Source organism: Parvibaculum sp. MBR-TMA-1.3b-4.2, assembly GCF_053628815.1.
This window is the reverse complement of sequence record NZ_JBRJHC010000001.1, coordinates 2,275,599-2,301,925: the sequence shown is the minus strand read 5'-3', so window position 1 is coordinate 2,301,925 and position 26,327 is coordinate 2,275,599. Positions and strand designations below refer to the sequence as shown.

Annotated in this window: 22 protein-coding genes and 1 tRNA gene; 18 read left to right on the top strand and 5 right to left on the bottom strand. The window is 63.1% G+C overall.

Annotated features, from left to right (window positions below):
* Positions 1-184 precede the first annotated feature (184 nt).
* From ACSSVQ_RS11015 to ACSSVQ_RS10990, 6 genes are all read left to right on the top strand, one after another.
* A complete protein-coding gene (locus tag ACSSVQ_RS11015) occupies positions 185-1,336 on the top strand; it encodes an acyl-CoA dehydrogenase family protein (protein WP_454183049.1) in 1,152 nt (383 codons plus the stop codon).
* Positions 1,337-1,465: 129 nt separating this feature from the next.
* Positions 1,466-2,176 carry a hypothetical protein gene (locus ACSSVQ_RS11010; protein WP_454183047.1) on the top strand — a complete coding sequence of 237 codons (711 nt, stop codon included), beginning with the start codon at positions 1,466-1,468 and terminating at the stop codon, positions 2,174-2,176.
* On the top strand, positions 2,173-3,204 hold the full coding sequence (locus ACSSVQ_RS11005; protein WP_454183045.1) for an isopenicillin N synthase family dioxygenase: 1,032 nt from the start codon (positions 2,173-2,175) through the stop codon (positions 3,202-3,204). The genes ACSSVQ_RS11010 and ACSSVQ_RS11005 overlap by 4 nt, the downstream gene beginning before the upstream one ends.
* A gap of 53 nt (positions 3,205-3,257) precedes the next feature.
* Complete coding sequence (locus ACSSVQ_RS11000; protein ID WP_454183043.1) at positions 3,258-4,061, top strand: ABC transporter permease; 804 nt, start codon at positions 3,258-3,260, stop codon at positions 4,059-4,061.
* Positions 4,062-4,098: 37 nt separating this feature from the next.
* Positions 4,099-5,193, top strand: a complete 1,095-nt coding sequence (locus tag ACSSVQ_RS10995; RefSeq protein ID WP_293324739.1) for an ABC transporter substrate-binding protein — start codon at positions 4,099-4,101, stop codon at positions 5,191-5,193.
* Positions 5,194-5,320: 127 nt separating this feature from the next.
* The gene (locus tag ACSSVQ_RS10990) at positions 5,321-6,244 is read left to right on the top strand and encodes a LysR family transcriptional regulator (protein ID WP_454183041.1); all 924 of its coding nucleotides are present in this window, start codon (positions 5,321-5,323) and stop codon (positions 6,242-6,244) included.
* A 6-nt stretch (positions 6,245-6,250) separates the two neighbouring features.
* On the opposite strand, the gene rsgA is transcribed toward ACSSVQ_RS10990, so the two are convergent.
* Complete coding sequence (gene rsgA / locus ACSSVQ_RS10985) at positions 6,251-7,312, bottom strand: ribosome small subunit-dependent GTPase A (RefSeq protein WP_454183039.1); 1,062 nt, start codon at positions 7,310-7,312, stop codon at positions 6,251-6,253.
* 344 nt (positions 7,313-7,656) lie between these two features.
* Positions 7,657-7,731, bottom strand: a tRNA-Gly gene (locus ACSSVQ_RS10980).
* Positions 7,732-8,011: 280 nt separating this feature from the next.
* On the opposite strand from ACSSVQ_RS10980, the gene trxA reads away from it, so the two are divergent.
* The 4 genes from trxA to ACSSVQ_RS10960 all read left to right on the top strand — a co-directional run bounded on the left by trxA (position 8,012) and on the right by ACSSVQ_RS10960 (position 10,328).
* The gene (gene trxA / locus ACSSVQ_RS10975; RefSeq protein ID WP_454183037.1) at positions 8,012-8,968 is read left to right on the top strand and encodes a thioredoxin; all 957 of its coding nucleotides are present in this window, start codon (positions 8,012-8,014) and stop codon (positions 8,966-8,968) included.
* 29 nt (positions 8,969-8,997) lie between these two features.
* On the top strand, positions 8,998-9,672 hold the full coding sequence (locus tag ACSSVQ_RS10970; RefSeq protein WP_454183035.1) for an LON peptidase substrate-binding domain-containing protein: 675 nt from the start codon (positions 8,998-9,000) through the stop codon (positions 9,670-9,672).
* Between the two features lie 66 nt (positions 9,673-9,738).
* On the top strand, positions 9,739-9,951 hold the full coding sequence (locus ACSSVQ_RS10965; RefSeq protein ID WP_167095718.1) for a Trm112 family protein: 213 nt from the start codon (positions 9,739-9,741) through the stop codon (positions 9,949-9,951).
* Positions 9,952-9,956: 5 nt separating this feature from the next.
* The gene (locus ACSSVQ_RS10960) at positions 9,957-10,328 is read left to right on the top strand and encodes a gamma-butyrobetaine hydroxylase-like domain-containing protein (RefSeq protein ID WP_454183033.1); all 372 of its coding nucleotides are present in this window, start codon (positions 9,957-9,959) and stop codon (positions 10,326-10,328) included.
* Positions 10,329-10,365: 37 nt separating this feature from the next.
* Here ACSSVQ_RS10960 and ACSSVQ_RS10955 read toward each other — a convergent pair whose 3' ends face one another.
* Positions 10,366-11,313, bottom strand: a complete 948-nt coding sequence (locus tag ACSSVQ_RS10955) for a LysR family transcriptional regulator (protein WP_454183031.1) — start codon at positions 11,311-11,313, stop codon at positions 10,366-10,368.
* A 102-nt stretch (positions 11,314-11,415) separates the two neighbouring features.
* On the opposite strand from ACSSVQ_RS10955, the gene ACSSVQ_RS10950 reads away from it, so the two are divergent.
* The gene (locus tag ACSSVQ_RS10950) at positions 11,416-12,405 is read left to right on the top strand and encodes an aldo/keto reductase (protein WP_454183029.1); all 990 of its coding nucleotides are present in this window, start codon (positions 11,416-11,418) and stop codon (positions 12,403-12,405) included.
* Here the strand turns inward: ACSSVQ_RS10950 and ACSSVQ_RS10945 are convergent.
* Positions 12,402-13,634, bottom strand: coding sequence for an FAD-dependent monooxygenase (locus ACSSVQ_RS10945; protein ID WP_454183027.1), 1,233 nt, complete (start codon positions 13,632-13,634; stop codon positions 12,402-12,404). The genes ACSSVQ_RS10950 and ACSSVQ_RS10945 overlap by 4 nt on opposite strands.
* Positions 13,635-13,775: 141 nt before the next feature.
* Between ACSSVQ_RS10945 and ACSSVQ_RS10940 the strand changes: the two genes are divergently transcribed.
* Together ACSSVQ_RS10940 and ACSSVQ_RS10935 are read left to right on the top strand one after the other, a co-directional pair.
* Positions 13,776-15,029, top strand: a complete 1,254-nt coding sequence (locus ACSSVQ_RS10940; RefSeq protein ID WP_454183025.1) for a cytochrome P450 — start codon at positions 13,776-13,778, stop codon at positions 15,027-15,029.
* A gap of 28 nt (positions 15,030-15,057) precedes the next feature.
* Positions 15,058-16,464 (top strand): amidase, encoded by a 1,407-nt coding sequence (locus tag ACSSVQ_RS10935; protein WP_454183023.1) that lies wholly within the window; start codon positions 15,058-15,060, stop codon positions 16,462-16,464.
* Between the two features lie 57 nt (positions 16,465-16,521).
* Here the strand turns inward: ACSSVQ_RS10935 and ACSSVQ_RS10930 are convergent, their stop codons facing one another.
* Positions 16,522-18,789: a PQQ-dependent dehydrogenase, methanol/ethanol family gene (locus ACSSVQ_RS10930; RefSeq protein WP_454183021.1), complete on the bottom strand. Its 2,268-nt coding sequence runs from the start codon at positions 18,787-18,789 to the stop codon at positions 16,522-16,524.
* A gap of 626 nt (positions 18,790-19,415) precedes the next feature.
* Here ACSSVQ_RS10930 and ACSSVQ_RS10925 point away from each other — a divergent pair.
* The 5 genes from ACSSVQ_RS10925 (at position 19,416) to ACSSVQ_RS10905 (ending at position 26,159) form a co-directional block, all read left to right on the top strand.
* Complete coding sequence (locus ACSSVQ_RS10925; protein WP_454183019.1) at positions 19,416-20,759, top strand: ammonium transporter; 1,344 nt, start codon at positions 19,416-19,418, stop codon at positions 20,757-20,759.
* A gap of 476 nt (positions 20,760-21,235) precedes the next feature.
* The gene (locus ACSSVQ_RS10920; RefSeq protein WP_454183017.1) at positions 21,236-21,574 is read left to right on the top strand and encodes a P-II family nitrogen regulator; all 339 of its coding nucleotides are present in this window, start codon (positions 21,236-21,238) and stop codon (positions 21,572-21,574) included.
* Between the two features lie 58 nt (positions 21,575-21,632).
* A complete protein-coding gene (locus ACSSVQ_RS10915) occupies positions 21,633-22,952 on the top strand; it encodes an ammonium transporter (protein ID WP_293324164.1) in 1,320 nt (439 codons plus the stop codon).
* Positions 22,953-23,383: 431 nt separating this feature from the next.
* Positions 23,384-24,637 (top strand): ammonium transporter, encoded by a 1,254-nt coding sequence (locus tag ACSSVQ_RS10910; RefSeq protein ID WP_454183015.1) that lies wholly within the window; start codon positions 23,384-23,386, stop codon positions 24,635-24,637.
* 265 nt (positions 24,638-24,902) lie between these two features.
* A complete protein-coding gene (locus ACSSVQ_RS10905) occupies positions 24,903-26,159 on the top strand; it encodes an aminotransferase class I/II-fold pyridoxal phosphate-dependent enzyme (protein ID WP_454183013.1) in 1,257 nt (418 codons plus the stop codon).
* Positions 26,160-26,327 lie beyond the last annotated feature (168 nt).

The following is a 26,327-nucleotide window of genomic DNA, read 5'->3' as shown; positions in this document are numbered from 1 at the left end:
CCGTCCGTCGCCGCCATACCTGCGAGTGCTCGGGTCGATAGGGCGGCAATATGGCGAAGGACCCAGACGCAGCGTCATCAAATGCTTGCGCGGGACGCCGTTACCCCGCGCCGACTTAACGCTTGCCGCCCCCGTCGCTTCGGTCTAACCGGTCGGGCAAGCAATGAAACCTGAGGACCTGAAAATGACGGAACGGGCACGCGCACTGGTCGCCGCTGTGGAGACATTCATTCGCGAAGAAGTGATCCCCTTCGAGAAGGATCCGCGCAATGGCGGGCATGGCCCGACCGACGATCTCGCCAATGAGCTGAAGGCGAAGGCCCGCGCGGCGGGCCTGATCGCACCGCATGTCGGCGAGGAATGGGGCGGTCTCGGCCTCACCCATTCCGAAATCGCGCTCGTCTTCCGTGCTGCCGGCTATTCGCCGCTCGGCCCCATCGCGCTCAATTGCATGGCGCCCGACGAAGGCAATATGCACCTGCTGGAAAAGGTCGCCTCCACCGAACAGAAGGAACGCTATCTGCGCCCGCTCGCCGCCGGCGAAACGCGCTCCGCCTTCCTGATGACCGAACCCGATGGCGGGGCCGGCTCCGATCCGTCCATGATGAAGACGGTCGCGAAGCAGGACGGCAATCACTGGGTGGTGAACGGGCGCAAATCGTTCATCACCGGCGGCGAGGGCGCAACGGCGGCCATCATCATGGCGAAAACGGATGAAGGCGCGACACTGTTCCTTGCCGACATGAAGACGCCGGGCATCCGCATCGAACGCATTCTCGACACGCTGGACAGCTCCATGCCCGGCGGCCATGCCGTGGTGGCGCTCGACAATGTGCGCCTCACCTCCGACCAGATCCTCGGCGAGGCGCATCAGGGCTTCAAATATGCGCAGGTGCGGCTTGCGCCCGCCCGCCTCACCCATTGCATGCGCTGGTGGGGTACGGCGAACCGCGCCCATGACATCGCCGCCGACTATGCGTGCAAGCGCCACGCTTTCGGCAAGCCGATCATCGATCATGAGGGCGTCGGCTATCAGCTCGCCGATAACAAGATCGACCTCAAACAGGCCGAACTGATGATCGACTGGTGCGCGGGCGTCCTCGACACAGGCGCGCAAGGCACGGAAGAAAGCTCCATGGCCAAAGTCGCCGTCTCCGAAGCGCTCTGGCGCGTCGCTGATCGTTGCGTGCAGGTAATGGGCGGCACGGGCGTCACCCGCGACACGGTCGTCGAACAGGCCTTCCGCGAAATCCGTGCCTTCCGCATCTATGACGGCCCCAGCGAAGTGCATCGCTGGAGCCTCGCCAAACGCATCAAAAAGCAGTATTCGCGGTGAGACGACCGTGGCTGGGGCTCAAAAGCCTCGGAAATCCTGGTGATTTCGCCACATCATCGTTCTCGTCAATGCTTTTCATGCAAATAATGTCTTTTTTACACATTACTGCCCGGGTCTATGACTCAAGGCATGATGCAGACCCTCGACCCATCGCCGCTTGCGGAAACGACTTCCGTCTCTCCGGTAACGCTGGAAAGCCTCGCCGGCGTCTGGAAGCGGACGCTGCTCGTCGAAGCCGACGGCAGCCGCGATGACACCAGCACCGTCTACTGGCTCCAGCTCGGCTCGATCTGCGGCGATATCCGCCTGACGGCCGACCGCGCGGCAAACGGCACGTCCGCCTTTGCCGGGTCCCTGAGCGAGCGCGACGGCATCTTCCGCTGGAGCCCGGAAATCGCCCAGGGCATTCCCGCCGACGCCGACCCCGATGAGGGCACCCTCAAATGGGAGGGCGGCATATTGCGCGAAGACGGCGTGCGCCGCCCCTATCTCGAGCACTGGCAGTGCGCAGCAACGCCTTCCCCTGAGGATTACGCGCTGCGCTTCCACGACGACCGCGAATGCCTGGACGGCTATCTCATTCGCATCGCCGACTTCGGGTTCTACGCCTGTCGGCCAAGGAGCGGCGCCTCCCCTTGTTTCGCGCTCCTGCGGGCAACGGCCAAGGGGTGGGCCGTCGCGGAGGCACTCTCCGAAACCCTCCATCCCGGTCAGCCTTTCGTCTGGCCCGAGATCGCCCGCACCATTGCGAGCGCGCCCGGCCTGGCGGGCTGCAAATTCGGCGAGAGCAGCGTCGTCACCTTCGAGCGAATGCCTGTCCGCAACGAGGTGGCGCCATGATGGCCTTCCGGGAAATTCCACTCGTCGACATTTCCGGTCTTGGCGATACCGACGCCGCGCGCCATGCCAAAACGGTCGAGGATATCCGCAAGGCGGCATCGCAAGTCGGCTTCCTCTATGTGAGCGGCCACGGCATCCCTGCGGAAACCATTGCCCGCCTGCGCGCCGCCACCGAAGCCTTCTTCGCGCGCCCGCAGGACGAAAAGATGAAGGTCTATATCGGCAACTCGCGAAATCATCGCGGCTATGTGCCGGAAGGCGAGGAAGTCTTCTATGGCGGCAGCAAGGACAAGAAGGAAGCCTTCGACCTTTCTATCGACCTGCCTGCGGACGACCCGGATTATGTAAGCGGCAATCCGCTTCTCGGCCCCAATCAATGGCCGGAAGACATGCCCGAATTCCACGATGCCGTTTCCGCCTATTACGACGCAATCTTCGCGCTCGGCCATCGCCTGCTGCACGGTTTTGCCGAAGCGCTGGGGCTCGAGCCGACGGCACTCGACGAATATTTCGCCAAGCCGCCATCGCAGCTTCGCCTCATTCACTATCCTTACGATCCCGCTCCCGATGTTCAGGGCATAGGCGCGCATACCGATTATGAGGTTTTCACCCTGCTGCTGCCGACCGCACCGGGACTGGAAGTGATGAACGGCAAGGGCGAGTGGATCGACGCCCCGCCCGTCGAAGGAGCGTTCGTCGTCAATATCGGCGACATGCTGGAAGTCTGGTCGAACGGCGTCTTCACCGCCACCTCGCATCGCGTGCGCAAGGTGCAGGAGGAACGCTATTCCTTCCCGCTCTTCTTTTCCTGCGACTACTGGACGAAGGTGGAACCGCTTCCCGCCTTTGTCTCAGCTGAGCGTCCGGCGGCCTATCCGCCCGTCATCGCGGGCGAGCATCTCCATGCACAGACCGTTCAGACTTTCACCTATCTGAAGGAACGTCTCGCCCGCGGCGAGATCGACATGCCGGAAGGAAGCCTCGGTCTTTCCTCCTTCGGGCGCGAAGCCCGTGTGAGGGGTACATGACAGCAGAACCGGTCCTCGAAACATCCGTCCAGCCCCGACGCAGGTCTTCCCCGATGCCGAAAAGGAGCTTGTTCGAGATCTACGGGACGATCTCCCGCCGGCGCAGATTTGTGCTTGGCGTTCTGGGCGCAGGCGCCTTTCTGCTCTGCTGGCAACTGACATCCGTACTGGGGCTGACGTCGCCCCGGCTTCTGCCTCCCCCCCTTCAGGTCGGCAGCGCACTCATCGACTTGCTGGCGCACGGCTTCGCCGACGATGTGATGGTGAGCATCTACCGCATCGCTCTGAGTTTTCTGGTCGCCACCGCGATCGCCTATCCGCTGGGGCTGCTCATCGGCACGCTGGCCGCGGTCTCCGCATTCTTTTCGCCGGTCGTTTCCGCCTTCCGCTATCTGCCCGCGCCCGCCTTCGTCCCGCTTCTCCTGATGTGGTTCGGCCCGGGCGACGAACAGAAGATCGCGCTTCTCTTCCTCGGCGTAATCTGGTTCCTCATCACCATCATCGCAGACCATGTGCGCAGCGTGCCCCGCGAACTCGTGGAGTCCGCCCGCACGCTCGGCGCCAACACACCTCTCGTCTTTCTACGGATTATTGCGCCCGCCTCGCTGCCCCGCGTCTGGGATGGATTGCGCCAGATGCTGGCGGTGAGCTGGACCTATCTCGTCATCGCCGAAATCGTCGCCGCCACAGACGGCATCGGCGCGATGATGATGCGCGCCCAGCGCTTCGTGCGCGTCGACGACGTCATGGCAGGCATCCTGACCATCGGCGTGCTGGGCGTCATCTTCGATCTTCTCTTCCGCTTCGCCGGAAACATCCTGTTCCCCTATGAACGCTTCGAGCGGGAACGCAACTGAGCGGCGGACGAGTACCCGCCGAGCAAGGAGTATGATTATGACTTACTCGATCAGGGGCTATATGCCGGGCCGAGCTTTTCGGCTGGGTATGACCGTCGCCCTGCTGGCGGTCTTCGCCGCCTCCGGCATCGCCCGCGCCGCCGAACCCGTCACGGCGCGCGTGTCGCTCTTTTCCTGGCCGGGCTATGCCTTCTGGTATGTCGCCAAGGAAAAGAACCTCGTTCCCGAGGTCAATCTCGACATTCAGATCATCGAGGACCCCTATCAGAGCTTCGCGCTGATGTCGGCGGGCAAACTCGATGTTGCATCCAGCACGGCGGAATATGCGCCGCTGGCCTCCGCCGAGGGCAACCCGGTGCGCCTCGTCGCCAACACCAACCCCTCCTGGGGTACGGACAAGATCATCGTCCGCCCCGAGATCAAATCTGCCGCCGACCTGAAGGGCAAGAGCGTCGCCGTGCTCGAAGGCGGTCTCACCCAGATCTATATGGGCATCTGGCTTGAAAACAACGGCGTCTCCATCAAGGACGTGAAATTCGTCAACCTCGTCATGGACAGCGCCATGGCCGCCATGCTGAGCGGCCAGGTTGCCGGCGGCGAGTTCTGGGAGCCCTATGGCCGGAACGTGCTGGAGAACCTGCCGGGCGCCAAGGTGATGGCGAACTCCGCCACGCCCTATTGGTCGAAGACGAGCCTGCTGGGCGACGCGATGTATATGCGCGAAGGCTTCATCGAGCAAAAGAACGGCGCTGCCGCGCTCGCCATGAAGGCCTATTTCGCCGGCGTGAAGTACTGGCGCGAGCATCCGACGGAGTCGAACAAGATCATCGCCAAGGCATTGGGCTACACCGTTGCCGACGTGGAAGCGATCATCGGCGCGGACGGCAAGCCGCTTAAGGGCGGCATCGTGGTCTATGGCCTGAAGGATGCCGGCCAGTTCATGGGCGTCATCGACGGCGACCCGACCATGGCCAATCTCGGCCAGACCCATGGTCAGATCAAAGACCATTTCGACCTCACTGCCGACTGGTGGGTGAAGTTCGGCCTGATCGACAAGAAGCCTCCCTTCGAGGGCGGCGTCTCGTTGAAGCCGATGCAGGAACTCGTCGCCTCCGGCTACACCGCCGACTGACGCGAAACATTGCCGGGGGGCAGCAGTCGCCCCTCTCGCGGCCCTCCGTTTGACGAGCACGGAGCCCGCGGGAGGGGCGTTCTTGTGCTAGGGTCGGGGAACGGGATATGCCGCGATGAAGAGCCCCATGACCCCTCACGACCTGCTTTGGCGCCGCCTGGACTGGAACCTGATGCGGCTCTTTCACGAAATCGTCCAGCATGGCGGTGTGAGTGCCGCCGCCCGCGCGCTGGGCCGCCAGCAGCCCGCCACCAGCCAGGCCCTCTCCCGCCTTGAAGACCAGCTCGGCGTTCAGCTATGCGAGCGAGGCCCCGGCGGGTTTTCGCTGACGCCGGAGGGCCGGATCATTTTCGACATCTCGTCTGAGATGGTGGAGCTGATGCGCCAGGCGCCCGACCTGCTGACACAGGCCGCGGGCAGCGTGCGCGGTCATCTGCGCATCGCGATCATGTCGAGCATCCGCGACCGCGAGTTCGACCAGATCCTCGCCGCCATGGCGCGCCGCCACCCGCTGCTGGAAGTCTCGATCGACCTCGCACCCTGGCAGAGCATTCTCGATGCGGTCCGTACGGGCGAGGCGGATGCGGGCATTGCCTATGTGCAGATCCTCGATTCCGTACTCGCCTATGAGCCGCTCTTCAGCGAAACGCAGCAGCTCTATTGCAGCGCGAACCACGCGCTGTTCGGCCAGAGCTTCGACAATCCGCGCGCGTTGGCCGACGAGCATTTCTTCCTGACGGGCCGCGACGAGCCGGTGGAGCTGATGAATTTCCGCCGCCAGTTCGGCCTCGGTAAAAATGCGCGCGGCGGCTCGGAGGATCTGGGCGAGTTGAAACGCCTGATCCTCACAGGCGCAGCCATCGGCTTCCTGCCGACCTGCATCGTGGAGGACGAGGTCAGACGCCGCGAGCTATGGCCGCTGCTGTCCTACCGCCCGCTGCCAAGCTACCCGGTCTATCTCGTCACGCGGCCTGCGAAGACACGCCCCCTCCCCGCCCAGCTATTGCTGGACGAGGCGCGCCGCCGTCTCACGGCGAAGAAGGGGGAGTGAGGCGGATCATTGCTCTTTCCTTTTCGCCTTTTCCCTTGAAACGGATCGCACCATTTTACCGAACGCACGGTCGCGGGCCCGCCGCTCCGAAAGCGTTTCGCTATTGTAGGCTTCCTCGGCTGCGAGTTTCCGCCAGCGGTTGAAGCGCGCCATATCCAGCGTCCCCGCATCGAGAGCGGCCTGCACGGCACAGCCCGGCTCGGCGTCATGCGCGCAATCGGAAAAGCGGCACTGCCGCGACAGCGCAACGATGTCTTCGAAAACCTCTTCGACCCCCGCAGCCGCCTCGGTCAGTTGCAGTTCGCGCATGCCGGGCGTGTCGAGCAGCCATCCGCCCTTCTCCAGTCGGCGCAGCGACCGAGCCGTTGTCGTATGCCGCCCCTTGTCGTCGTCATCGCGGATCGCCTGCGTCGCGATATCGCCGGCCCCCGTCAGCGTGCCGACAAGCGTCGACTTGCCGACACCGGAGGAACCCAGCAGAGCTACCGTCTGGCCTACGCCGCACCATGCAGCGATCCCGGCAACGCTTTCAGGATCGCGCGCATTGACGGTCTCGACCATCAGCCCCGGCATGAGGCTGCGGGCCGCCCTGGCATAGTCTTCCGGCGCATCGGCCAGATCCGCCTTGGTCAACACCACGACAGGCGTAACGCCTGCTTCCCGTGCCAGCACGAGATAGCGCTCCAGCCGCGCGACATTGAAGTCCTGATTGCAGGACGAAACGATGAAGAGCGTATCGATATTGGCCGCGATGAGTTGCAGCTTGCGCCCCGTACCGGGCGCTCGCCTCTTGAACAGGCTCGTCCGGCTCAGGATGCGGTCAGGCCGAAACGTGTCGCGATCGACAAGCAGCCAATCGCCCACCGTCGGATATTCCTCTTCCGAGAGGGCGTTCGGCATATGGGAGGGGATCGTCATCTCGAACCCGTCTCCTGCCACGGCAAGCTGTCCGCGATGGACCGCCATAACGCGCACGGGAAGAAAGCGGGACAGGTCTTCGATTGTGTTTTGAGATTGAAAGAAAGGCGTCCAGCCGAGTTCGGCCAGATCGGCATTTTGCGATGTCATTGTTGTTCACCAGCTGTCTTGGAGACGCACCCATGGGTGCGAAAAGCACAGAAAAGGCTCGCGCGCGCTCAGGCACCCTCGCCGAGGCTGGCTTCGGCCGGTGAATAGTGAGTCCGCGCAGAACAATTTCTGCGCCTAAACAGGCCCCTTTACGGAACCGGATAGCTCACGCGACCGTTCCAGCCATTCTGGAAACAACGACAATCACAAAATATTCCTTTTCTTCCGGGGTTCGATCTTATGAACGTAGGTACTGCGCACGGCCCCGACAAGCCCGCGACAGAGCCCCGGACACACCCAACGGTGGTCCGGTGAAACGAATTAAGTTTTCGAGAGAGGAAAACTGGAGCGGGCGATGAGATTCGAACTCACGACCCCAACCTTGGCAAGGTTGTGCTCTACCCCTGAGCTACGCCCGCATCCGGGTCAGGCAAAATCCGGCGGAACCGGCTGCCTGTGAGGGCGGTTTTATGACCTATCGCTTGAACCAATGCAAGGGCCAAAAAGAGGCCCGGCGACAATTTTGCGACCGAATCCGCCGCCTCGACGCCCTCGAGCGCCTTCCCGGGCCGCCTGTTGCGCCCGCGCCCCCTTTCGCTCGCCCGCGCTTCTCGCTAAACCATGAGCTAAATCATTGTTTTCGCATGGCCTCGCCCCATCTTTTAGGGAGCAAGGTCAGGATGGAAAGGCCGGAGAAACATGGACCCCATTATCGGCAACGGAAACGCGGGCGCCTCCCCCCTGGGTAGCGGGGGCGGCAATGGCGGCGCAGGCGGCGCGGATGGCGACCTCATCAAGGAAACCACCACGCAGAACTTCATGGCCGATGTCGTCGAGGCCTCCAAACAGGTGCCCGTGCTGGTGGATTTCTGGGCACCCTGGTGCGGCCCCTGCAAGCAGCTCACGCCCATCCTCGAAAAGGTGGTGCGCGAGGCGCGCGGCGCGGTGAAGCTCGTAAAGATGAATATCGACGACCACCCGGAAGTCGCCCAGCAGCTTCGCGTGCAGTCGATCCCCGCCGTCTATGCCTTCCGCGACGGCCAGCCGGTGGACGGCTTCATGGGCGCGATCCCGGAAAGCCAGCTCAAGGAATTCATCAAGGGCCTCGGCGCGCCCGAGCCCGGCCCCACCCAGACCGACCAGCTCGTCACGCTCGGCAAGGCCGCCTTCGAAGGCGGCGATCTGAACCGGGCCGCCCAGGCCTTTGCCGAGGTCATACAGCAGGAGCCGGGCCACCCGGCCGCCGTCTCCGGCCTTGCGCAGTGCTATATCGCCAATGGCGATCTGGAGCGCGCCCGCCAGACACTGGCGCTCATCCGGCCCGACGCGACCAATGATCCCGATTACAAATCCGCGCAGGCCGCCCTCTCGCTGGCCCAGAAAGCGGATGAAGCAGGCGACACGGCCGAGCTGGAGGCGAAACTCGCCGAAAACCCGAAAGACCATCAGGCCCGCTTCGACCTTGCCCTCGCGCTCAATGGACGCGGCGACCGGGAAGGCGCGGTGGAACAACTTCTCAATATCATCGAGGTGGAGAGGGGCTGGAACGACGAGGCCGCCCGCAAGCAGCTTCTGGAATTCTTTGACGCCTATGGCCCGACCGACGAGGCAACGCTTGCCGGCCGCCGCCGCCTTTCTTCCATCCTGTTCAGCTGAACGACCGGCCAGCCAGCAAAGGACGCATTTTGGGACTCACCGACCGATACCGATCCCTTGAGGACCTGCCCTCGGTAGTCCCCGTCTTTCCGCTGGCCGGCGCGCTGCTGCTGCCGCGCGGGCAATTGCCGTTGAATATCTTCGAACCGCGCTATCTGCAGATGGTGGACGACGCCATGCGCGGCGAGCGCATCATCGGCATGGTCCAGCCCGAGCCGGAATCGGAAGATGTGATCCGCCCCTCCGACAATCCGCCGCTGCTGAAAGTGGGCTGCGCGGGCCGCATCACCTCCTATGCCGAAACGCCGGACGGGCGGCTGGTCATCACACTGACCGGCATTTCCCGTTTCAGCATCGTCAGGGAACTCGACGCGATGACGCCCTACCGGCAATGCGAGGTCGCGTGGGACGAGTATGTCGACGACCTCACCCCCGGCCGGGGCGAGGAGGAGGTGAGCCGCGAGCGCCTCATCGAAGTGCTGAAACAATATCTGGACGTCTATGAGCTTCAGGCGGACTGGCGCGCCATCAAGGCGTCGTCGAACGAGAACCTCGTAAACTCGCTGTGCACCATCAGCCCCTACGGGCCGAAGGAAAAACAGGCGCTGCTGGAGGCCCGGACCCTGGAAGACCGCAACCAGATGCTGATCGCCCTCACCGAGGTGGCTCTCCAGGGGTCGGATAACGGCAACACCGTTCAGTAATTTCTCCCCGCATGGGTTTCATGGCATAAGGGCGCGCGAAAAACCGCCCGCCAAAAAGGAAACAGGATGAGCGAGAACACAGAAACCGCCCCGCGCGGCGCCCGGCCGGAAGTGGATCCGAAACTGCTGGAAATTCTGGTCTGCCCGCTGACCAAATCCACGCTCACCTATGACCGCGAAAAGCAGGAACTGATCTCGGAAAAAGCGAAGCTCGCCTTCCCGATCCGCGACGGCATTCCGATCATGCTGGTGGACGAAGCCCGCGCGCTGGACGACTAAGCCCCATGGCCGACGCGTCCCCGGCCCCGTGGCCGACCGACATCAAGCTCAGAAAATCCGAACGCACCCTCGAAGTTACCTTCGATGACGGTTCGACATTCCATCTGCCTGCGGAATATCTGCGCGTCGAAAGCCCGTCGGCGGAAGTACAGGGCCATGGCACCAGCCAGAAGGTGACCCTCGGCGGCAAGCGCAATGTCGCCATCGACGGCCTTGAGCCAGTCGGCAATTACGCCGTCCGCCTCATCTTTTCCGACGGCCACGACACCGGCCTCTACACCTGGGAAACGCTTTATCGGCTCGGAAGGGATCAGGAAAAGATCTGGACCGACTATCTCTACGCGCTGGAGCAGAAGGGCCTCAGCCGCGACAGCTAGCAGCGACGATCCATCCGCCCGCACTCCTTGTGCACGGCTAAGCCCCGGGCGCGACGAAACGGCGGGCCGCATTGTTCGCCGATCCCGCATTGGCCCGCACAAAATCCACAAAGGCCCGAAGCTGAGGCGGCACCTGACGGCGGCCCGGATAATAGAGATAGAAACCATCGAACGGGGCGCACCAGTCTTCCAGAATGCGCGTCAGGCGTCCTGCCTCGATCTCATCTTCGACCAGCCCCTCCATGACGATGGCAATGCCCGCTCCGTCGCACGCCGCCGCGATCGCCGTATCGGGCCTGTCGACGACAAGCGGTCCGACAGGGCGCACGCGCATCTCGCGGCCATCCTTTTCAAACTCCCAGTCATAGACATTCCCGCCCGGAAAACGCCGTGCGAGCAGCGCATGCGCCGATAACTCATCGGGCGACCGCGGCACGCCGTGCTTTGCCAGATAGTCGGGCGCGGCGACGACGGCAAAACGCTGCGCCCCGCTGAGGGGCACGGCGATCATATCGCCATCAAGCTGTTCACCCAGCCGCACGCCCGCATGACAGCCAGCCGCGACGATGTCGGCCAGCGCATCATTTGTAACGATTTCAAGCCGGACCCCGGGATAGGCCCTGAGGAAACGCGGCACAAGCGGCGCGAGAAAGAGCCGCGCCGCGGTGGCGGGCGTATTGATCCGGAGATCGCCGCGCGGCGCATCGCCAAAAGCGCGAGCCGCATCCACTGCATGGTCGATCTCGCGCAAGGCCGGCCCGAGCCGGTTCAAAAGCGCCTGCCCCGCTGCGGTCAGCGCCACGCTGCGCGTCGTCCGCTCGAAAAGCCTAACCCCCAGGCGTTCTTCCAGCGCACGGATGGAATGGCTCACCGCCGAGGGCGACAGGCCCAGCGCCTTTGCCGCCGCGCGAAAGCTCCGCCGCTCGGCAATGGCGATAAACACGGTGAACTGATCGAGTCCGGGCCGGAAGTTTGGTGAATTCATTTCACCATTATATTCGAAATGTTGGTGATTATCGAACGGTCTATTCGTCCCCAAATAGGTTTCACGCTTCATCCCGCGCAATCGCCCCAATAGGAGGACCTCATGAAAAAACGCATGCTTGGACGGACGGATATGGAAGTGACACTGCCGGGACTGGGTTGCATGGGCATGTCCTTCGCCTATGGCGCCACCGATGACGACCTCTCCCGCGCCACGCTGAAGCGAGCCTTCGAGGAAGGCGTCGACTTCTACGACACGGCGGACATGTACGGCTCCGGCCACAATGAAAAACTGTTGGCTGGCTTCATCGCCGACAAGCGGGACAAACTGATGCTGGCCACCAAATTCGGCATCCGCCGCAAGCCCGACGAATATGCCCGGGAGATCGACAACCGCCCCGAATATGTCGTGGAGGCTTGCGACGCCTCATTGAAGCGGCTCGGCACCGACCATATCGACCTCTATTACATGCATCGCCGCAACCCGGACGTGCCGGTGGAAGACTCCGTCGGAGCCATGTCGCGGCTGGTCGACGCGGGCAAGGTACGCGCCATCGGGCTCTCGGAAGTCAATGAGGACACGCTGCGCCGCGCCCATGCGGTCCACCCGATCACAGCCCTGCAAAGCGAGTATTCGCTCTGGACGCGCGACCCGGAAGAGAACGGCGTGCTCGACGCCTGTCGCGAACTGGGCATTTCCTTCGTAGCCTATTCGCCGCTCGGCCGCGCTTTCCTGACCGGCACCGCCAGCGATCCGACCGCATTCGGCAAGGACGATTTCCGCTCCATACTGCCCCGCTTCAATGGCGAAGCAGCCGAACGTAATACGGCGCTGGTCGACAGGCTGAAAGCCTTTGCCGTAGACAAGGACGCAACCCCGGCGCAGATCGCACTGGCCTGGCTGGTGGAAAAGAACGACATCGTCATTCCCATCCCCGGGACGCGTCGTGAGAAATATCTGATGGAAAACATCGCTGCGATGGATATCGCCTTGAGTGCCGATGAGATCGCCTTGCTTGACGGCATATTCGATCCCGCGGCAATTGCCGGCGACCGCTACACCGAAGAAGGCATGAAAGGGGTTGGGCGCTAAACCGCCTCACCCTTCAGAAGCCTCGGCAGATCGCCGACCGCGCCGCCGGCATGACGCATGAAGAGCCGGCGGAGCGGGCCGATCTGGTTGACGGCGCCGAGCCCCAGATCGCGCGCAAGACGCACGGGCGCGATGTCATTGGAGAACAGCCGGTTGAGCCCGTCCATCATGAAGGAGAGCGCGGTGTTGTCGAAACGGCGCCATTGCTCATAGCGCTTCAACACATCGATCTGCCCGATATCAAGCCCGAGCCGTGCGGCATCCACCAGCACTTCGGCCAGCGCCGCCACATCGCGCAGGCCCAGATTGAGCCCCTGCCCGGCGATCGGGTGCACGCCATGCGCGGCATCGGCGACCAGCGCCAGGCGCGGCCGCACATATTCGCGCGACAGCTGGAGTGTCAGCGGATAGGACCAACGCGGGCCGACCGGCGCGCAGTCGCCCAGATAATCGCCGAAACGCTCGCGCATCTCCGCGGTGAAATCTTCGTCGTTCAGCGACAGGATCGCTTTCGCATTCGCCGTCCTCTCCGTCCAGACGAGCGAGGAGCGGTTTCCGACCATAGGCAGAATGGCGAACGGCCCGCCGGGCAGGAAATATTCCTGCGCCACACCCTCATGCGGCAGCTCATGTTCCACCGTGCAGACGATACCGGTCTGGTTGTAGGACCAGCCGACGGTCTTGATGCCCGCTGCATTGCGCGTGGGCGAGCCGCGCCCGTCACAGGCAAGGCAAACCTTGGCCTTCACCGTCGAGCCGTCGGCGAGATGCCCCGTCACATGCGACGCGCCATATTCGACGCTCTTCACCGCATTGGGCGCGACGAGGCGAATATTGGGTTCCGCCGCCACCGCCTTTTGCAGCGCAATACGAGTATGCCGGTTCTCGATCAGATTGCCGAGCGGCTCGTCCCCGATTTCCGTGTGATCGAAATGCAGGAAGAAAGGCGACGCTCCTTCCGAGAGCCGCCCGTCCGACACCACGATGTCATTGATGGGCTGCATCCGGCCTTTCAGATGCGGCGTCACCCCCAGCCGGTCGAACATGCGGCAAGAGGCAAAGGCGATGGCGGAAACCCGCCCGTCGAATTTCGCATCCGTCGCAGTCGCGGGGTCCAGCGCGTCCACCGCCGTTACCTGAAGCCCGCCCTGCGCCAGGGCCAGCGCCAGCGGAAGGCCGGACAGGCCGCCGCCGACAATCAGCACATCGCTGTCGATCATTTCGCTCATGACGACAAGATTGGCCGGAAGCCGCCATATGTCCAGTGCTTAACCGGTGCCTTCTCGTCGCAGGGGAGGCCCCGATGGACGGGCGCCCTCCCCGGGCGCTACTCTTTCCCCAACAAACAAGAAAAACGGGAGGAGACGGCCATGGGTGAGACCCGAGACGACCTGAAGGCGCCTCATACGGCCCCAAAGACCGGCATCGGCCTGACCGCGCTAGACGACGATTATCGCGAAGACCTCTACCGCGTGCTGGACGAGATGCGGCAAGCCGATCCCGTCCACCGCGACCGTGAACTGGGCCGCCTCTTCCTCACCCGCCATGACGATGTCCGCGCCGTGCTGCGCGACAAGTCGCTCCATGTCGATCCGCGGGGCGCGCTGCCCGACTCCTATATCCGCCTGATCACCAACGCGCCCAAAGATCGCGAGGACGAGTTCGAGCCCTCCATGATTTTTTCTGATGAGCCGGACCATATGCGTCTGCGCCGTCTGGTGAGCCAGGCCTTCAATCCTCGCTCCATCGAAACCATGCGGATACGCATCGGCGAAATCGCCGACGGGTTGCTCGATGAAATGGAAGGAAAAGGGGAAGTCGATTTCATCAAGGCTTTCGCAGGCCCCCTCCCCACCATCGTGATTGCGGAGATGCTGGGCGTGCCGCTCGACCGGCGCGACGACTTCAAACGCTGGTCGGACGATATCGTGCTCGGCTTCGACCCCATTGCGAGCCCGGAAACGCGCCAACGCATCGAGGCCTCCTCCGAAGCCATGCGGGCCTTTTTCACCGAAACGATCGCGCGCCGCCGGCAAGAACGCAGCGACGATCTCATTTCCGATCTCATCCGGGCCGAGGAGGAAGGCGAGAAACTCACCAATGACGAGATCCTCTCCATGTGCACGCTATTGCTCACAGCGGGGAACGTCACCACCACCGACCTTATCGGCAATGGCGTTCATGCGCTGCTGGCTCATCCGGCGGAGTTCGAAAAGCTGAAAGCCGATCCCGACCTGATCGAGAACGCGGTGGAGGAAATGCTGCGCTATGACTCACCGGTTACGGATTCCGGGCGCTTCCCGCTGGAGCCCTATGAGGTCGGTGGTGTAGCCGTGGAGCCGGGCCGCTCCATTTCCACCTCGCTCGCGGCCGCGAACCACGATCCGTCCGTCTATCCTGAACCGCATAAATTCGACGTGACGCGTGAGGACACGCATAACCAGTCCTTCGGGGGCGGCATGCGCATCTGCCTTGGCGCACCGCTTGCCCGTCTCGAAGCGCAGATCGGCATTGCGAAACTCATTGAACGCTTCCCGGATATGAAGCCGGGCACGAGCGAGTCCCGGCGGCGGCATTTGCCCTCTTTCCGAGGGTTCGAGAAGATGCCCATCCGCTTGCACTGACCGCCTGTTAAAGCCAAGGAGTTCCGACGTGACGACCCCCCGCAAGCAGCCCGTCGCTGCCGTCACCCATGACTGGAGCCATATGAGCGCGCTGGAACTGGGCGCGCTCTTCGAGGACCGCGTCGCCGATCCGCGCGACGTGACGGAAGTCTTCCTCGCCCATGCTGAGGAAAACGATCCCGATCGCCGCATCTATGTGCGGCTGACGAAAGAGCGCGCCCGCGCGGAAGCCGCTGCCGCCGCCGACCGCGCGAAACGGGGACTTCGGCGCGGCCCGCTCGACGGTGTGCCTCTCTCCTGGAAAGACCTTTTCGATATGGCGGGCGAGCCGACCGCTGCAGGCTCACTGCCGCTGAAGGATCGTGTTCCCGCGCAGGATGCGGAAGTCCTGACACGCCTGACCCGGGCGGGTCTTGTCGCGCTCGGCAAGACGACCATGACGGAGCTTGCCTTTTCCGGCCTCGGCGTGAACCCGAATTTCGGCACCCCCGCCAACCCGTGGGACGACAAGGTGGAACGCGCGCCGGGCGGATCCTCCGCGGGCGCGGGCGTCTCGGTCGCATCCGGCCTCGCAGCGGCGGCCATCGGCACGGATACGGGTGGCTCGGTGCGCATCCCCGCCGCCTGGAACGGGCTTGTCGGCCTCAAGACCACACATGGCCGCGTACCGCTCGCCGGCACCGTTCCCCTGTCTCACACCTTCGACACGGTGGGACCGCTGACCCGCGACGTCGCCGACGCCGCCGCGCTTTTCGGCCTGCTCGCCGGGACCGGAACGCCGGACCTGGAGGGGCACGAACTCGGCCGGACCGTGCTCTGGCTGCCCAAAGGCGTGGCGGGCGATATCGGCTGGCAAGGCCTCGAAGACGGCATCGCCGCTGCGGTCGATGCCGCGCTCCACAAACTCGTGGCCAAAGGCGTGCGCATCGTCGAGCATGACCTGCCCGAACTCGACGAGGTCAACGCGCTGGCCTGGTCGCCGACCGAAAGCCGCCTTGTGGCGGACGCCTATGCGCTGTGGGGCGAGATGCTGCGCGCCAATGAGGACAGGATCTTCCGACCGGTCTTCGAGCGCGTGACGGCCGGCGAAGCCCTGAAAATCGCGGACCTGATGCGCGCCGATGCCCGGCGCGAGGACATCCGGAACCTCTATCTTGCCCGTACCGCCGGCGTCGATGCGGTGGTGATGCCCACCGTCGCCATCGCGCCGCCGCCCATCGCCGAGCTGGAGCCCGGCGGCGACGCCTATGGACAGGCAAACCGCATGGCGCTGCGCAACACCACCATCGGCAATCAGCTCGGTCTTTGCGCCGTCACGCTGCCGGTTGGCCACGACGCGAAAGGCATGCCCGTCGGCTTGATGCTGCAGGCCGCGCCCGGCCATGACGAAAAGCTGCTGCGCCTCGCCAGAGCCATCGAAAAGGCGCTGAACTAGACAAAGAAAAACCCCGGAGATTGCTCTCCGGGGTTTCGTTCGTAAACAGACGAACCGTCAGTTTGTCGGCTGCATCCGCGCCCTGTCTTCCAGCGCGCGCTTCTGGACATAGGCCTTGATGGCGTCGGCCTCTTCCTCGCTGATGAGATCGGCAAAGCTTGCCATGCCGCGATCCTTCAGCATGCCGCCTCGCACGATGTCCTGGAAGTGCTCGCGCGTCACTTCGTTCATCCGGCGAAGGTCCGGCGTGATGCCGGTGCTGATCGCCAGGGCACCGTGACAGACCATGCAGTGCCGGGCGAAGGACACCTCGCCCTCGCGCACGGTCGCCTCGTCGGCGGTGAGCGCCGGCCAGGCCGGAATGGACTGGTCGCGCATGGCGAGCTTCGGCAGCTCTTTCGTGCCACCCAGCTTGAAGACGAGCATGCGCCCGTCATTACCATACTTCGCCGCCGCCGAGGTGCGCGCATCGCCCGAGGCGATATTCACGCCGCCCCAGCCCGCCAGCACGGCGAGATACTGCGTGCCGTCGATCTCATAGGTGACGGGCGGCGCGACGATGCCGGTCTGGATATTCTGTGTCCAGACTTTCTCGCCCGTCTTCGCGTCATAGCCGTAGAGATAGCCGTCCGCCGTACCCTGGAAGACAAGACCGCCCTTGGTGGCCAGCACGCCGCCATTGAGCGGGGCGGGATATTCCACCTGCCACGCGACTTCGCCCTTCACCGGATCCCATGCCTTCAGGAAGCCATGGCTCTCCGGAATTTCGCCGAGCGACTTGATCGCGTCCACATAGTCCGCCCAGTCGAGACCGGTGTTCCACCAGTTCTGCTCCGGCGTGTATTTATTGTCCTTCTTCCACTCCGAAGACAACGAATAGATGCCGGCAATGTCCTGCGTCGGCAGATAGACGTAGCCGGTGTCCGGGCTGTAGGCCATCGGATGCCAGTTATGACCGCCATTCGCGGACGGCAGGATGAACTGCGTCTTGTCCTTGTAGTGGGCATTGTCGGTTTCGACCGGACGGCCCGTCTTCATGTCGATATGGCTCGCCCATGTCACCGTCACGAAATTCTTCGCCGATAGAAGCTCGCCCGTCTCGCGGTCCAGCACGTAGAAGAAACCGTTCTTCGGCGCATGCATGAGGACCTTGCGCTTCTTGCCGTCGATATCGAGATCGGCAAGCATGATCGGCTGGGTAGAGGTGTAGTCCCAGTTGTCGCCGGGCGTCTCCTGATAATACCACTTCATCCGGCCGGTATCGGGATCGAGCGCAAGGATCGAGGCGAGATAGAGATTATCGCCACCGCCCGGCGAACGAATTTCCCGCGTCCAGGGCGAACCATTGCCCGTGCCGACATAGAGCGTGTCGAGGTCGGGATCGTAGACCATCGAATCCCAGGCCGTACCGCCGCCGCCGATCTTCCACCATTCGCCGCCCTTCCAGGTGGGAATGGCTTTTTCGAGTTCGGGGTTTTCCACCGGTTTGGAAGGATCTCCCGGCACCGTATAGAAGCGCCAGGCCTGTTCGCCCGTTTCGGCGTCATAGGCGGTGATATAGCCACGTACGCCATATTCGCCACCACCATTGCCGATCAGCACCTTGCCCTTCACGATGCGCGGCGCGCCCGTGGAGGTATAGGGCGCACCCGGCACCGTGTTCTTCTTCCAGACGACGGAGCCGTCGCGGGCATCGAGCGCGAAGAGGCGGCCGTCGAAGCTTGCGACATAAACCTTGCCCTTCCACACCGCGACGCCGCGATTGACCACATCACAGCAGCCATAACGGCCCCATTCACCCGGGACTTCCGGATCGAAGGTCCACAGCTCTTCGCCGGTCTTGGCGTCGAGCGCGGCCACCTTGCCCCAGCTGAGCGAAATGAACATGCGTCCGTCGACCACGATGGGCGAGGCCTCGAGACCGCGCACCGTACCCGTGTCATAGGACCAAGACAGCGACAGATCCTTGACGGTGTCCTTGTTGATCTGGGTCAGCGGCGAGAAACGCTGCTCGTTATAGTCGCGGCCATAGGCAAGCCAGTCGCCCGGACGCTTGTCCGCATTGATGATCGTGTCGCCGTCGATGTCGCCGATAATTTTTCCGGCCGTATCACCGGCGGTCTCATCCGCGCCGGCCTCCTCACTCGCCACGGCCGGTTGTTCCGCCGTGCCGCTTGAATCGGTATCCGTTGCCGCCGTCTGTTCCGCGGTTTGCTGCGGAGCGTCGTCGCTGCCGCCGAAAATCAGCCAGCCGATCACGACGATCAGCACCAGCCCTGCGACAGCATTCACCGCCACGGGCCACTTCTTCGTGGAATCCGCCATAGTCTCCCCGTCCTGTTGTCCCTCGCCCGCTGCCGTGACGGCGCACAGGCTGCTTTTTCTTATGCGGAGTTGCACTCCGCCTTTTGTCCAGAGAGTAGCGCAACCGCCGGGAGGCGCAAATGGTTCGGCGGCAGATTGACGCAGCAATTTTCGCACAAAAATTATGCAGAACGACCAAATTGCGCCCAATTTAGCCAATCCGCCGCACAAGCCGACACGCGCCAGGGCAATAATGACTGTCTTTTCAACAGCTTACCTGAAACGGTCGGAACAGGGGACCCGACAGCGCGGCCGGACACTGTCTGCAACCTCAGCAAGGGACACTCGGGTAAGCCCGCCATTGGGACCATCGGAGACGCTGATTTATCGCCTCCTCGCCGTTCCGGAGGGCAGCATGGAGACAGGCCTAAAAATTAGGCAATATTGCCTGGATTACATAATGGCAATCAAGCGGTAATGTAGAAAATTCCCTTATCCTACAGTGAGTTAGATGTGCACAACAATTCGGCACACTTTTTGAGATAGGGACCGGACAGGCAATGCGCCGGGAGGCGCATTCCTTCTGATCAGAGGCGCGCAAAAAGACAGGCCCGGTGAGGCTTGCCGCAGCCAAGGAGCACAATTCGATGAAAGAAACTCAGATTCTCGCCAGGGGGTTGCGGCAGGCGGCCACCCGGACCGCGCTTGCCGCGGGAACGGGAGCCTTCGTACTGCTTGCCGGCGCGGGTAGCGCCTTCGCCCAGGAGGCCGAGGCCCCGACCATCAGCGCAGGCGACACCGCCTGGATGATCACCGCCACCGCGCTGGTGCTTTTGATGACCATTCCCGGCCTGGCGCTCTTTTACGGCGGCATGGTCCGCAAGAAGAACGTCGTGGCGATGACCGCGCAGAACTTCGTCATGGCCGCGGTCGGGACCATCGTCTGGATGGTAGCTGGCTATTCCCTCGCCTTCACCGATGGCGGCAGCATGAACGCCATCATCGGCGGCCTCGACAAGGCTTTCCTGTCGGGTGTCGGCGTGAATTCCGTTTCGGGCACCATTCCCGAAACCGTCTTCATGATGTTCCAGATGACCTTTGCAATCATCACACCGGCGCTGATTACCGGCGCCTATGCGGACCGCATGAAGTTTTCCAGCATGCTTCTCTTCATGACGCTCTGGCTGGTCTTCATCTATTCGCCCGTCACCCACTGGGTGTGGGGCGGCGGCTTCCTTGGCGCCGACGGCGTGCTCGATTTCGCCGGCGGCACGGTGGTGCATATCAATGCCGGTATCGCGGGCCTTGTTTGCTGCCTCGTCCTCGGGCCCCGCAAGGGCTATGGCCATGACAACATGGCGCCGCACAATGTGGTGCTGACCATGATCGGCGCCTCGCTTCTGTGGGTGGGCTGGTTCGGCTTCAACGCCGGCTCCGAGCTCGCCGCCGATGGCCGCGCCGGCATGGCGATGGCCGTGACGCAGATCGCAACCGCCGCGGGCGTGCTGTCCTGGATGTTCGCCGAATGGCTCGTCCACAAGAAACCGACCCTGCTGGGCATGTGCTCGGGCGCGGTGGCGGGCCTCGTCGCCATCACCCCGGCATCCGGCTTCGTGGCCCCGGGCGGGGCACTCTGGATCGGCCTCGCTTCCGGTGTGCTCTGCTTTTTTGCCGCGACCAGCCTGAAGAACGCGCTGGGGTATGACGATGCGCTGGACGTTTTCGGCGTGCACTGCGTGGGCGGTATCGTCGGCGCGGTCCTGACAGGCGTCTTCGCCTCCGCCGCGGTCGGCGGCACGGCGGGCGGCCTGGAAGGCAACTGGCCCCAGCTCTGGATCCAGATCAAGAGCGTGCTGATCACCCTGGCCTATTCCGGCATCGGCAGCTTCATCCTGCTGATGATCGTGAAAGCCGTTCTTGGCCTGCGCGTCACGCCGCAGGAAGAGACCGAAGGCCTCGACATCACGCTGCATGGCGAGACGATCCACTAAGGCCGGTCCGGCCGGCAATGCGGAACGCATAATTCCGGACACGGATATTCAGAACAGGGAAAGGGCGCTTTTCGGAGCGCCCTTTTTCATGCCCGGCTTATTGCATGATCCATTGAGACGATTCTTGCGCTGCCGAAAAAGGAGTCAGTTGTTCATGGCGTCATCCGGGTGCACACTTTTTGTGCAACCTAGCCCGGTTTCGTGGCCTCTGCGGGGGATTGTTTTTCCTTTCGCAATTCACCGCGAGGATTCAAGGCGTCGATTCAAAGACTTACCAAATAGTTCATGTCCGGCACGGTTTTTGAAGATGCCTTTGCAACCCGCTCCCGCTTGCTTGCGGCAAATGTCCGGTAAGCCGGGCTTGGGAGATGAAGCCCGGCAGGGATCATGAGGGGAACGTCGGCACGGCCAGACATACGCATCATCAGTCACGCGTATGACCTGCCCGGCCAAATGAGAGAAAGAGGAAACTCGATATGAAGCTCGTTATGGCAATCATCAAGCCGTTCAAGCTGGACGAGGTCCGCGAGGCGCTCACCGCGCTTGGGGTCCAAGGCCTGACGGTGACGGAAGTAAAAGGGTATGGCCGCCAGAAGGGTCAGACGGAAATCTATCGCGGCGCCGAGTATGCCGTGAACTTCCTGCCCAAGCTGAAAATTGAAGTCGCTGTGCCGACCGATCAGGCCGACAAGGTCGTTACCGCTATCAGCGGTGCCGCCAAGACCGGTCAGATCGGCGACGGCAAGATTTTCGTGAGCTCGGTGGAACAGGTGCTGCGTATCCGCACCGGCGAAACCGACGCGGAAGCCCTCTGACCGTGCCGGGTTAGACGGGTACTCCCTGGGGAAGGCAACCTCGAAAGCGAGAGGAATTATGAGCAAGAAGACCAATTTCATGAAAATAGCGGGAGTGGCGGCGATCGCGTCGATCGCCGTGGCATCGCCCGCTTTTGCGCAGGAGGAGCCGTTTACGCTCTCCTCGCCTGAGACCGCGTATATCTTCAATACGCTGTCCTTCCTGATGACGGGCTTCCTCGTCATGTTCATGGCAGCCGGCTTTGCCATGCTGGAAGCTGGCCTCGTCCGTTCCAAGAACGTGGCGATGCAGTGCACAAAGAACATCGCCATCTACGCGATCGGCGGCATCATGTACTACCTCGTCGGCTACAACCTGATGTACGCGGGTGTGGACGGCGGCTATTTCGGTTCGATCGCCTTGTGGGGCGTGTCCGACAGCATGCCGACGGATGGCGCAGGCTACGCCTCTGCTTCCGACTGGTTCTTCCAGATGGTGTTCGTGGCAACCGCCGCGTCCATCGTGTCCGGTACGCTTGCTGAACGTATCCGCCTGTGGCCGTTCATGATCTTCACCGTGTTCCTGACCGGCTTCATCTACCCGATCCAGGGCTCCTGGCAGTGGGGCGGCGGCTGGCTGAGCGAAATGGGCTTCTCCGATTTCGCCGGCTCGACGATCGTGCACTCCTGCGGCGGCTGGGCGGCTCTGATGGGTGCGCTGGTGCTTGGCGCGCGTATCGGCAAATACGGCCCGAACGGCGAAGTAAACGCCCTTCCGGGTTCCTCCATGCCCCTCGCCACGCTGGGTACCTTCATCCTGTGGCTCGGCTGGTTTGGCTTCAACGGCGGTTCCCAGCTTGCGCTCGGCACCTTCGCCGACGCCAATGCTATTGCGACCATCTTCATCAACACCAACATGGCGGCTGCTGCCGGCGTCGTGGTGGCGATGGTGCTGACGCAGCTGATCTACAAGAAGGTCGACATCACCATGGCGATGAACGGCGCGCTTGCCGGCCTCGTCTCCATCACGGCTGAACCCCTCACCCCGACCCTCGGCTCGGCTGCCATCATCGGCGGCATCGGCGCCGTGATCGTGGTGCTGACGGTTCCGCTCCTCGACAAGCTCAAGATCGACGACGTTGTGGGTGCGATCCCGGTCCACCTCTTCTGCGGCATCTGGGGCACGATGGCGGTTCCGATCACCAATGGGGACGCGAGCTTCGCCACGCAGGCGACGGGCGTGATCTCGATCGGCATCTTCGTTTCGCTGGTCAGCCTGGTTCTGTGGCTGGTCCTGCGCTTCACGATCGGCATCCGCTGCTCGGAAGAGGAAGAACTCATGGGTCTCGACAAAGCCGAGATCGGCGTCGAAGCCTATCCCGAGTTCAGCCAGGCGTAACACGCGGCTGAAAAGACAGAAGCCGGCGTCGCCCACCCCTCTGCCACCGACTCTCCGGGTGGCGCCGGCAACACTGGAGCCCGACGGTCCCCGTCGGGCTCTTTTTATTTGCCCTGCCGAGGACGACGACAGCCTCCCGACGCCCCGAGCCGCCGGGACAAATGCATATTAATTGATCGATATGCCTATATATCGGGTCCAATTATTAGGCGTGACTTCGCGACCACCTCTCCCCTTTATCTGAAAAACTCCCAAAGTCCGCGGAATTCCGCGCTTGCCCGGAAAATGGGCAGGCTGGCATGCCCTTTGATTGTGCAGAACGACCAATAAAAAGGCTGGGCACCTGCTGCATGGCGGGCGCAACACCGGCTTGGGGAGAACGGTCCGGCATTTCCGTTCGGACCGACGGTGGCACCGAAGGAGAGCATTTCATGAATCCGGTCGAGAGCGCGCCCGCAGCCCTGACAGGGGCGATGTCGGGCGGCGATGTCTTTTTCATTCTGATGGGCGCCATTCTGGTGTTCGCCATGCATGGCGGCTTCGCCTTTCTCGAAGTCGGTACGGTCCGCCACAAAAACCAGGTGAACGCACTGGTGAAGATCCTTGTGGATTTCGCCGTCTCGACCATCGCCTATTTCTTCATCGGCTACATGGTCGCCTATGGGGTGAACTTCTTTGCCTCCGCGCATGTACTCTCCGGCTCCACGGGCAGTTTCGCGCCGCAGGGCAAGGATCTCGTGAAATTCTTCTTCCTGCTCACCTTTGCCGCCGCCATTCCAGCGATCATTTCCGGCGGCATCGCCGAACGCGCCCGCTTCTGGCCGCAAGTCGGCGCCACCGCGATCCTCGTCTCGCTGGTCTATCCCTTCTTCGAAGGCATCGTCTGGAACGGCAATCTGGGCATTCAGGACTGGATGACCACCGCCTTCGGCGCGCCTTTCCATGACTTCGCGGGCTCCATCGTCGTCCATGCCGTGGGCGGCTGGATCGCGCTCGGAGCGGTTTTGATGCTCGGCGCACGCTCGGGCCGCTATTCGCGGACGGGCAAGCTGCATGCCTTCCCGCCTTCCTCCATTCCCTGGCTCGCGCTCGGCTCCTGGATGCTCTGTGTCGGCTGGTTCGGCTTCAACGTCATGTCCGCCCAGTCGCTCGAAGGCGTTTCCGGCCTCGTCGCCATGAATTCGCTGATGGCCATGGCCGGCGGCATTCTCGCGGCCCTCATCGCCGGCAGGAACGACCCCGGCTTCGTTCACAACGGTGCGCTGGCGGGCCTGGTGGCGGTCTGTGCCGGCTCCGACATCATGCATCCCATCGGCGCTCTCGTGGTAGGCGGTGTGGCCGGTGCCATCTTCGTTGTCATGTTCGAGGCCTGTCAGGACAAGCTCAAGATCGACGACGTGCTCGGCGTCTGGCCACTGCACGGGCTGTGCGGTCTCTGGGGCGGCGTCGCTGCGGGCATCTTCGGCCTGGAGCAGCTCGGCGGCATGGGCGGCGTCAGCTTCACGGCACAGCTTTTCGGTTCACTCGCAGGCGCGGTCTATGCGCTGGCGGCCGGTCTCGCGGTCTATGCGGTCTTGCGGGCCACCATCGGCATCCGGCTGGACCAGGAGGCCGAGCATAGAGGCGCCGATCTCTCCATTCACATGATCGGCGCCAACCCGGAACAGGAAGTGGCGGCCCGCTGACGCGGCCGCCGCCAGACCTGCCTCCGGGCTGCCTCGGGGCTTCGGTTAACGCCTTTTTAAAAGATTGCTTTGGATTTTGTGGATAACCCACGAGGAATCCACAGAGTTTTCCACCTCAAGGGTTGGTCGGTAGCGCTGGACCGCCGATGCGGGGCTGTTTAAGATCGCCCACGCTTCGCGGCCCGAAGCGCTCCCGAATCCCGCCGCCCGCCACCGGGAGGGCAACCGAAGCACTCTTTCAACAGGCTTGAGAGCCGGCAGCGTCATGACCGACACGGAGATTCACGGCCAGAAACGGACGGAGCAACGACCGGAGAGCCGGTCGCGCTTCGACGCGCTGCCCGACAGCCCCTTTCCGCGCCTCAACGCGCTGATCGAGGGAATCGAGCCGGGGAAGCCGCCGCTGATCCTTTCGCTGGGCGAGCCTCAACACCCGTTTCCGGATTTCGTGCTGAACGAGATCAACGCGAATGCGGCCCTTTTCGGCAAATATCCGCCGATCATGGGGACGCCGGATTTCCGCAAATCCGTGCAGGGCTGGCTGCAGCGCCGCTTCGGCGCAGGCGACGCACTCGACCCGGATACGCAGATCCTGCCCGTCAACGGCACGCGCGAAGCGCTCTTCAACATGGCGCTGGTGGCGACCCCACCGGAAAAAAACGGCCAACGGCCCGCCGTGCTGATGCCGAACCCCTTTTATCAATGCTACGCCGCCGCCGCGCTGGCCGCGGGCGCGGAACCGGTCTATCTGGCCGCGACAGCCGAAAACCGCTTCCTGCCGGATTTCCACGCGCTCCCGGAGGACCTCCTCGCACGCACCTCGGTCATCTATTTCTGCAGCCCGGCCAATCCGCAGGGCGCGGTCGCGGATATGGACTATCTGAAGAGCCTCATCGCACTGGCCCGCGAATACGACATCCTGCTTGCGCTCGACGAGTGCTATGCCGACATCTATGACCGCGACCCGCCGCCCGGCGCTCTTCAGGCCGCACTTGAGCTGGGCCCGGAAAAACCCGGCGCAGACCCATTTGACAATCTGATTGTCTTTCATTCGCTGTCAAAGCGGTCGAGCCTGCCGGGCCTTCGTTCCGGTTTTTGCGCGGGCGGCAAGGCCTTCATGACGCGCTTCCGCGCCTTCCGCAATATCGGCGCCCCGCAGGTGCCGCTGCCGATCCTCGCCGCCTCCACGGCCGCCTGGAACGATGATGCGCATGCCGCCGCGAACCGCGACCTCTATCGCCGCAAGATCGATCTCGCAGAGAGCATTCTGGGCAATCGTTTCGGCTTCTATCGCCCTGCCGGCGGCTTCTTTCTCTGGCTCGATGTCGGCGATGGTGAGCGGGCTGCGCGCGAACTCTGGGCGCGGGGCGGCGTGAAGGTATTGCCGGGGGCCTATCTCTCGCGCGAAGATTCAATCGGTTATGAAGGCGCGAATCCGGGATCGGCCTATATCCGCGTCGCGCTTGTCGACAATGAGGAGAAAACCGGCGAAGCCCTGACCCGCATGGCGGAGGTGTTGTGAGCGTCTCCTCCGAGCGTGGCAAGAAGACAAAGTCCGCAAGCCGATCCGCCTCCCGCAAACCCGCGACTGCCCGAAACAAGGCAGGCAAGGGGAAAACCGCCAAGGCGGCGGCGCGGGGCAGCCGGTCGCGCGGCACCGGCACAACACGCGGATCCGCAGCCCGGTCCG

Excerpts from the sequence above, each read along its gene's own strand:
- ACSSVQ_RS11015 (WP_454183049.1), top strand. The coding sequence starts at position 185 with ATGACGGAACGGGCACGCGCACTGGTCGCCGCTGTGGAGACATTCATT.
- ACSSVQ_RS11010 (WP_454183047.1), top strand. The coding sequence starts at position 1,466 with ATGATGCAGACCCTCGACCCATCGCCGCTTGCGGAAACGACTTCCGTC.
- ACSSVQ_RS11005 (WP_454183045.1), top strand. The coding sequence starts at position 2,173 with ATGATGGCCTTCCGGGAAATTCCACTCGTCGACATTTCCGGTCTTGGC.
- ACSSVQ_RS11000 (WP_454183043.1), top strand. The coding sequence starts at position 3,258 with ATGCCGAAAAGGAGCTTGTTCGAGATCTACGGGACGATCTCCCGCCGG.
- ACSSVQ_RS10995 (WP_293324739.1), top strand. The coding sequence starts at position 4,099 with ATGACTTACTCGATCAGGGGCTATATGCCGGGCCGAGCTTTTCGGCTG.
- ACSSVQ_RS10990 (WP_454183041.1), top strand. The coding sequence starts at position 5,321 with ATGACCCCTCACGACCTGCTTTGGCGCCGCCTGGACTGGAACCTGATG.
- rsgA (WP_454183039.1), bottom strand. The coding sequence starts at position 7,312 with ATGACATCGCAAAATGCCGATCTGGCCGAACTCGGCTGGACGCCTTTC.
- trxA (WP_454183037.1), top strand. The coding sequence starts at position 8,012 with ATGGACCCCATTATCGGCAACGGAAACGCGGGCGCCTCCCCCCTGGGT.
- ACSSVQ_RS10965 (WP_167095718.1), top strand. The coding sequence starts at position 9,739 with ATGAGCGAGAACACAGAAACCGCCCCGCGCGGCGCCCGGCCGGAAGTG.
- ACSSVQ_RS10960 (WP_454183033.1), top strand. The coding sequence starts at position 9,957 with ATGGCCGACGCGTCCCCGGCCCCGTGGCCGACCGACATCAAGCTCAGA.
- ACSSVQ_RS10955 (WP_454183031.1), bottom strand. The coding sequence starts at position 11,313 with ATGAATTCACCAAACTTCCGGCCCGGACTCGATCAGTTCACCGTGTTT.
- ACSSVQ_RS10950 (WP_454183029.1), top strand. The coding sequence starts at position 11,416 with ATGAAAAAACGCATGCTTGGACGGACGGATATGGAAGTGACACTGCCG.
- ACSSVQ_RS10945 (WP_454183027.1), bottom strand. The coding sequence starts at position 13,634 with ATGAGCGAAATGATCGACAGCGATGTGCTGATTGTCGGCGGCGGCCTG.
- ACSSVQ_RS10940 (WP_454183025.1), top strand. The coding sequence starts at position 13,776 with ATGGGTGAGACCCGAGACGACCTGAAGGCGCCTCATACGGCCCCAAAG.
- ACSSVQ_RS10930 (WP_454183021.1), bottom strand. The coding sequence starts at position 18,789 with ATGGCGGATTCCACGAAGAAGTGGCCCGTGGCGGTGAATGCTGTCGCA.
- ACSSVQ_RS10925 (WP_454183019.1), top strand. The coding sequence starts at position 19,416 with ATGAAAGAAACTCAGATTCTCGCCAGGGGGTTGCGGCAGGCGGCCACC.
- ACSSVQ_RS10920 (WP_454183017.1), top strand. The coding sequence starts at position 21,236 with ATGAAGCTCGTTATGGCAATCATCAAGCCGTTCAAGCTGGACGAGGTC.
- ACSSVQ_RS10915 (WP_293324164.1), top strand. The coding sequence starts at position 21,633 with ATGAGCAAGAAGACCAATTTCATGAAAATAGCGGGAGTGGCGGCGATC.
- ACSSVQ_RS10910 (WP_454183015.1), top strand. The coding sequence starts at position 23,384 with ATGAATCCGGTCGAGAGCGCGCCCGCAGCCCTGACAGGGGCGATGTCG.
- ACSSVQ_RS10905 (WP_454183013.1), top strand. The coding sequence starts at position 24,903 with ATGACCGACACGGAGATTCACGGCCAGAAACGGACGGAGCAACGACCG.